Source organism: Nitrincola sp. A-D6 (assembly GCF_000764495.1).
GTDB lineage: Bacteria > Pseudomonadota > Gammaproteobacteria > Pseudomonadales > Balneatricaceae > Nitrincola.
In genome coordinates this window covers 1-6,937 of the sequence record NZ_JRLB01000102.1, presented here as the reverse complement: position 1 = coordinate 6,937, position 6,937 = coordinate 1, and the positions used below count along the sequence as shown (strand labels likewise).

Sequence of the window (6,937 nt, the reverse complement as noted above, 5' to 3'; positions counted from 1 at the left end):
CGCGCCGTAAACCCGTCCATGGGGGCTCAGCTGCCGCCGTCCTGGCGGCAGATGGTCAGCCAGGCTCGACCTTATCCACCCTCTGCGATGTCCGTAGTAGCATAAAGTCCTTGTATGCTACTGATGTTGTCAGACTTTGCTCAGTGCCTGTTCCAGATCAGCCAGCAGATCATCGATATGTTCGATACCAATCGACAGGCGTACCATTTCCGGTGAGACACCTGCGGATTTGAGTTCTTCATCGTTCAACTGACGGTGAGTGGTCTCGGCAGGGATGGATGCCAGTGACTTGCAGTCGCCGATATTCACCAGGCGCAGGAAGATTTCCAGTGCGTCATAGAAGCGGCGCGTGGCGTCACGTCCGGCTTTCAGGCCAAAGCTCAGGATGCCAGAAGCCTTCCCCTGCATATATTTCTGTGCCAGGGCATGATCTTTGTGCTCTGGCAGACCCGCATAATTCACCCAGGAAACGGCATCGTGTTGCTGCAGGAAAGCGGCGACCTTGGCGGTGTTTTCACAGATGCGTTCCATGCGCAGGCTGAGGGTTTCCAGACCTTGAAGCAGCAGGAAAGCATTCATAGGAGACAGGGCAGCACCCATATTACGCAGCGGTACGACCCGGCAGCGTCCGATAAAGGCCGCTGGTCCGAAAGCGTCGGTGTACACCACGCCATGGTAGGACACATCCGGCGTATTTAGCAGCGGGAAGCGTTCTTTGTGCTCGGCCCAGGGGAATTTGCCCGAGTCGACAATTACACCACCAATGGAGTTGCCATGCCCGCCAATATACTTGGTTGCGGCCGTCACAATAATGTCGGCGCCCTGTTCAATCGGCCGCCAAAGTGCCGGGCTGGGTACGGTGTTGTCTACAACCAACGGGATGCCATGACGGTGAGCGATCTCTGCCAGTGTTTCTATATCAGAAATGCCACCTGAGGGGTTACCTACGGATTCGCAATAGAGCATTTTGGTGCGGGCGTCGATCTGTGCTTCGATAGCGGCAAAGTCATCTTTATTCACAAAGCGTACATTAATACCCTGGCGTGGCAGGGTATGGGCGAACAGGTTGTAAGTCCCGCCATACAGTTCGCTGGTAGAAACGATATTGTCACCGGTTTCCGCCAGCGTCTGGATGGTGTATGTAATTGCTGCCATGCCGGAAGCTACGGCCAGGCCGGCAATCCCGCCTTCGAGTGCCGCAACGCGCTGTTCCAGCACATCGTTGGTGGGGTTCATGATGCGGGTGTAAATGTTGCCGGGTACTTTCAGATCAAACAGGTCGGCACCGTGTTGAGCATCATCGAAGGCGTAGGAGGTGGTTTGGTAAATGGGGACTGCAGCCGCCTTGGTGGTTGGATCAGGCTATAGCCGGCATGCAGTGCTAGGGTTTCAAGTTTCATTAGCGTGTCTCTGTTTTGTTAGTGTTATGTCAGCCAGTGGCTGGTGGTATTTAAGGTAGCAGATTTTGGCTTTGTCTGGCCATCACGTTACAATCCGGCCAGTTAATTTTCTTCAGTCCGGGAGTGGACATGGCTAAAGCAAAATCCGCGTATGTCTGTAACGACTGTGGTGCTGATTATACCAAGTGGCAGGGGCAATGTAGTGCCTGCGGTGCCTGGAATACCCTGACCGAAGTGCGACTCAGTAGTGCCTCAACCGCAGGCTCAGCCCGAGGAGCACGCTTTGACGGCTATGCCGGGGATGCGGGCCTGAGTGCGCATAAGCGTGTGGTTAGCTGGGTGAGGTGGATCTTGAAGCCATGCCGCGTATTCCGACCGGCACGGGTGAGCTGGATCGTGTGCTCGGCGGTGGTTTGGTACCTGGCTCTGCCGTGTTGATTGGCGGGCATCCGGGAGCCGGTAAAAGTACCTTGTTATTGCAAACCCTGTGTCATCTGGCCGGGCGCTACCCTGCGCTGTATGTAACCGGTGAGGAGTCCTTGCAGCAGGTGGCATTGCGTGCCTCACGCCTGGGATTGAAAGCAGACCATCTGAAAATGCTGTCAGAAACCTCCGTAGAGACTATCTGTGATGTGGCACAGGAGCTGAAGCCGAAGGTGATCGTGATCGATTCCATTCAGGTTATGCATGTGGCCGATGTCCAGTCAGCGCCGGGTTCTGTGTCACAGGTGCGTGAATCAGCCGCCTATCTGACCCGCTATGCCAAGCAGACTGGTACGGTGCTGTTTCTGGTCGGCCATGTGACCAAGGATGGCTCACTGGCGGGACCTAAAGTATTGGAGCATATGATTGACTGCTCGTTGCAGCTGGAAGGCTCATCTGATAGTCGTTTCCGTACTCTGCGTAGTCATAAAAACCGCTTTGGCGCCGTGAATGAGCTGGGTGTGTTTGCCATGCTGGAAAGCGGATTGAAAGAAGTACGCAACCCCAGCTCTATTTTCCTGACCCGGGGAGATGAACCCAGTGCTGGCAGTGTGGTGATGGTGGTTTGGGAAGGTACACGGCCTTTATTGGTGGAGTTGCAGGCGTTGGTAGATGAGTCGCACCTGTCTAATCCTCGGCGTGTTGCGGTGGGGCTGGATCAGAATCGTCTGGCGATGTTGCTGGCGGTACTGAACCGTCATGGCGGGTTGATGACGGGCGATCGGGATGTGTTCGTCAATGTCGTGGGTGGTGTGCGGGTACTGGAAACCAGTGCGGACTTGGCATTATTACTAGCGGTTGTTTCAAGTTTCCGTGATCAGGTTTTGCCGCATGAATTGATTGTGTTTGGTGAGGTGGGGTTATCGGGTGAGATTCGCCCCGTACCTAATGGTCAGGAGCGTATTCGTGAAGCCGCCAAGCACGGGTTCAAAAAAGCGATAGTACCTAAGGCCAATGTCCCCAAGGAGCCAGTGCCGGGAATTCAGGTAATAGGTGTGAGTATATTGGCCGATGCGCTGGATCACATCTAGGTGCTTAATCCAGCACCATCTGTTCCAGTTCGCGTTCCAGTAAGGCTTCATCTCCCAGGTTCAGTTCAAGCAGGCGGCGCAGATGGGACATGCTGTCCAGGTCTATTTCTTTGACAAAAAAGCCATAATTTGGAGGTTCAGCATAATTTAGCTGGGTTTTCATGCGAATCAATACATCGTTGGCGAGGTAGATATTGATTTCCGCTTCACCGCCGATCTCCAGTGGGAGTGGGTGGTTAAATTGCATCAACACACCGCGCAGTGAAATATCGATCAGTTGCATGACAATAGCACCACCACTGTAATGCACTTCGCACTCGGCATCAAAGTTGATCCGGGTGAAGCGGCGGCGGTCTTGTTCGTTAGTGTTCACTGTGTCTTTCCTCGTAAGATGTCTCCCGCCTAAGGCTGGAATAGCCAGGAGAATGATTCCATTTTAGTACAACTTGCACAACAGCGTTAATCACTTGCTTTGTTTGTGGAGTCTGATCCAAGAGTCAGTTATCCTTCTGATAAATTAACATATACTATCCAGCGCTGTCTGCTGTCATCGGGCGCGAAGAAAGGGGTGAATTGATGTATCCGATCCTGGAATTGTTTTCGGCCCGAAGCCATACACATTATTTTCAACATACGCGTAGCTTTTATACCTATCGCCGTGTACGGATTATTGCGCTGATTCTGGCGATTATGCAAAGTGGCTGGATTTTGGTAGATCAGTGGTTGTTGCCAGCCAACGTGCAGATGCCTATTGCCATAGCGCGTGTAGTAAGCAGTGTGTTCTTTCTCGGGTTGTTTTTCTGGGGGCAGCGTCCTTATAGCCCGCGCTTGGCTCTGCTTCGGCAGTTGCTGTTATTTTTGATACTAACCGCGTTTCATTCGTTTAGTGCGGCGCTATTAATGATTTATGGCCATGAGCAAAGTGTGGCTGGGTATCAATTTTTTCCGTTTATGATTATCAGTATGATGGCTATTTTCCCGTTGGCTATAGCCGAAGTGCTGGGATTGACCTTGCTGCTAATGCTGGTGGAACTGGTCACTCAGCTTTCCCGAGGTACCCTGGGTGAGGTGGCTGCAGTCAATAATCTCTGGTTATTGTTAGTCTTGGCGGTAGTGGCTGGATGGGCGGCTGTGAATCAGCTGAATATGCTGTTGGTGCTGTATCGACAGGCAACCCGTGATGCGCTGACTGGACTGGCCAACCGACGCCTGATTCTGGAGCAATTGGATACGGATATGGCTGCGTCTCAGGATGCCGGGAAGCCGCTGGCCGTATTGTTGTTCGACCTGGATAAGTTCAAGGGCTTTAATGACACTTACGGTCATGCTGCAGGTGACATAGTGCTTAAGTATTTTGCCGGTATCTTGAAAAAACATACACGCAAGAAGTTGGACCTGGCCGGTCGTTTTGGTGGTGAAGAGTTCTTGATGGTCTTGCCGGGGATGAGTGGGGCTGATGCTTCAGTTGTGGCCGACGCTATAGCAAGGCTTGCCGTGAAGTCAGCGTGCAGGTACCCAGTGGTGAAAAGGTTGGCTTTACCACAAGTATAGGGATCGCTGTATTGAAAAAAGGTGAGTCTCAGTCTGAGTTGATCCGGCGCGCTGACGAGGCCCTGTATCAAGCCAAGGACGGCGGCCGGGATCAGTTCAAATTGGCGGATTAAGTCATCCGCTTGTATTTGATGCGCTCTGGCTGGTGGTCTTTGCCGTGGCGCTTGCGGTAGTCTTCGGCATACTCAGTGTAGTTGCCTTCGAAGAAGGCTACGCTGGAATCCCCTTCATAGGCGATCATGTGTGTACACACGCGGTCGAGGAACCAACGGTCATGCGAAATCACCACAGCTGAACCTGGGAAAGCCAGAATGGCTTCTTCCAGTGCGCGCAGGTTTCCACGTCCAGATCGTTGGTAGGCTCATCCAGTAACAGCACGTTGCCACCCTCTTTCAGCAGCTTGGCCATATGCAGGCGATTGCGCTCACCACCGGACAGGTCCTTGACGAACTTTTGCTGATCAGCGCCTTTGAAGTTAAAGCGTCCGCAGTAAGCGCGTGCCGGTGTTTGATAGGTGCCAACCGTAATGATGTCCTGACCGCCGGAGATCTCTTCAAAAACAGTCTTGTTGCCTTCCAGTTCGCGTGACTGGTTCACATAAGACAGTTTCACCGTGCTGCCGATCTCAATTTCACCGGAGTCAGGTTGCTCTTCACCACTGATCATGCGGAACAGCGTGGATTTACCCGCACCGTTAGGGCCGATGATGCCGACGATGGCACCCGGTGGAATCGACAGGCTGACATTCTCAAATAACAGCTTGTCATCATAGGACTTGGTGACATTATGCAGATCTATGACCTTGTCGCCCAGGCGCGGTCCGGGTGGAATGTAGATCTCTTGGGTTTCGTTGCGCTGCTGGAACTCGCGGGAGTTCATCTCTTCAAACTGCTTGATACGTGATTTGGACTTGGCCTGACGCCCTTTGGCACCCTGGCGGACCCATTCCAGCTCAGCCTGAATCGCTTTGCGATGCGAGGCTTCCTGTTTGGCTTCGGCCGCGAGACGCTGGTCCTTCTGCTCTAGCCAGGATGAGTAGTTACCCTCGTAAGGTATGCCGCGTCCACGGTCCAGTTCCAGAATCCAGCCTGCGGCGTTATCCAGGAAGTAACGGTCATGGGTGATAGCTACGACAGTACCAGGGTACTCTTGCAGGAAGCGCTCGATCCAGGCGATAGACTCGGCATCCAGGTGGTTGGTGGGCTCGTCCAGCAGCAACATATCCGGATGGTCCAGTAACAGACGGCACAAGGCTACACGGCGACGTTCACCACCGGAGAGCACCGCAACCTGAGTATCCCAGGGTGGCAGACGCAGGGCGTCGGCGGCACGCTCCAGGGCGTTGTCGAGGTTGTGACCGTCTTTGGCCTGTATCAGGTTTTCCAGTTCGGCCTGCTTTTTCGCCAGTGCATCAAAGTCCGCATCAGGATCGGCGTAGGCTGCGTATATGGCGTCTAATCCGGCTAATGCATCTTTGACATCGGCAACAGCTTCTTCAACCACTTCGCGCACGGTTTTACTGTCATCCAGCTCAGGTTCCTGTGGCAGATAGCCCACTTTGATACCCGGCATGGGTACAGCTTCACCTATGTACTCCTGTCAAGGCCTGCCATGATTTTTAACAGGGATGATTTACCCGAACCATTCAAGCCAAGTACACCGATCTTGGCGCCAGGGAAAAAGGAGAGCGAGATATCTTTCAGAATTTCGCGTTTGGGTGGCACGATTTTGCCAACCCGGTTCATGCTGTATACGTAAGATCCTGTTTGTCCTGTTTTGTCGCCTTTGGCCATATTTTAATACTCTTAATGATAAAGTTAACAAATTCTTGGTGGTTTTTAACAAACCGTAAATGCTGCCTGTGTAAATTTAATGTCTTAATATCCGGCTTCTTTCTGATGTCGCACAGCAAGAATGCTTGCCGTTTCACCATCAAAGCGATACAGCGCGATATAGCCGCTACTGCCAAAGTCAATCAGCCATTCCCGAAACTCCGGATCCATATCGGCAATAGGTCTGCCTACCTCCGGCTGGTGTGCAAGTATTTTCACGCCTGCTCGTATGGTTTTGATGGCGCGTCGAGCTGCATCTTTGTCTTTCATGGCAAGGAAGCGATAGAGTCGTTGTACGTCAGCGAGAGCTGGTGGTGACCAAATCAGACGTGACACTTAGGCAGCTCCGCATCTTCACCCGCTTCAAGCTTCTCCATCCAGGCGTCAGCTTCTTCAAGCGTCAAGTGCAAGCCATTTTCCTGGTAGGCTTCCCAAGCATTTAGTGCATCCTGTTTGAAAGCTTCGCGTTTTTCTTCACGCTCGACATAATCACGGATCGCTTCACGCATTATCCAGTGTGATGAACGATGCCGCACTTCGGCCAGGTGCTGTATACGACTTTTCATATCGTCATCAAGCTTTACTGATGTTGCCATATGATCACCTGAGTGTATTAAGCCTAAGCATTTTAAGCTTAAGT

The 6,937-nt window shown here is 52.5% G+C and carries 3 protein-coding genes and 4 pseudogenes; 2 read left to right on the top strand and 5 right to left on the bottom strand.

Features of this window, described 5'->3' with window-relative positions; all coding sequences use genetic code 11:
- Window positions 1-129 precede the first annotated feature (129 nt).
- Window positions 130-1,400, bottom strand: a pseudogene (locus LH51_RS16585) (O-acetylhomoserine aminocarboxypropyltransferase/cysteine synthase family protein).
- Between the two features lie 129 nt (window positions 1,401-1,529).
- Between LH51_RS16585 and radA the strand changes: the two are divergent.
- Window positions 1,530-2,914, top strand: a pseudogene (gene radA / locus LH51_RS16580) (DNA repair protein RadA).
- 4 nt (window positions 2,915-2,918) lie between these two features.
- Here radA and LH51_RS16575 read toward each other — a convergent pair.
- A complete protein-coding gene (locus LH51_RS16575) occupies window positions 2,919-3,287 on the bottom strand; it encodes a PilZ domain-containing protein (RefSeq protein ID WP_036524291.1) in 369 nt (122 codons plus the stop codon).
- A 203-nt stretch (window positions 3,288-3,490) separates the two neighbouring features.
- Here LH51_RS16575 and LH51_RS16570 point away from each other — a divergent pair.
- A pseudogene (locus LH51_RS16570) lies at window positions 3,491-4,578 on the top strand (GGDEF domain-containing protein).
- On the opposite strand, the pseudogene ettA reads toward LH51_RS16570, so the two are convergent.
- From ettA to LH51_RS16555, 3 genes and pseudogenes are all read right to left on the bottom strand, one after another.
- Window positions 4,575-6,258: pseudogene (gene ettA, locus LH51_RS16565) on the bottom strand (energy-dependent translational throttle protein EttA). The pseudogenes LH51_RS16570 and ettA overlap by 4 nt on opposite strands.
- Window positions 6,259-6,342: 84 nt before the next feature.
- Complete coding sequence (locus LH51_RS16560) at window positions 6,343-6,633, bottom strand: type II toxin-antitoxin system RelE/ParE family toxin (protein ID WP_036524289.1); 291 nt, start codon at window positions 6,631-6,633, stop codon at window positions 6,343-6,345.
- Window positions 6,621-6,893, bottom strand: a complete 273-nt coding sequence (locus tag LH51_RS16555; RefSeq protein WP_036524286.1) for a CopG family ribbon-helix-helix protein — start codon at window positions 6,891-6,893, stop codon at window positions 6,621-6,623. The genes LH51_RS16560 and LH51_RS16555 overlap by 13 nt, the downstream gene beginning before the upstream one ends.
- Window positions 6,894-6,937: the final 44 nt, after the last annotated feature.

Coding starts and splice junctions, on each gene's coding strand:
- LH51_RS16555 (WP_036524286.1), bottom strand. CDS start 6,893: ATGGCAACATCAGTAAAGCTTGATGACGATATGAAAAGTCGTATACAG.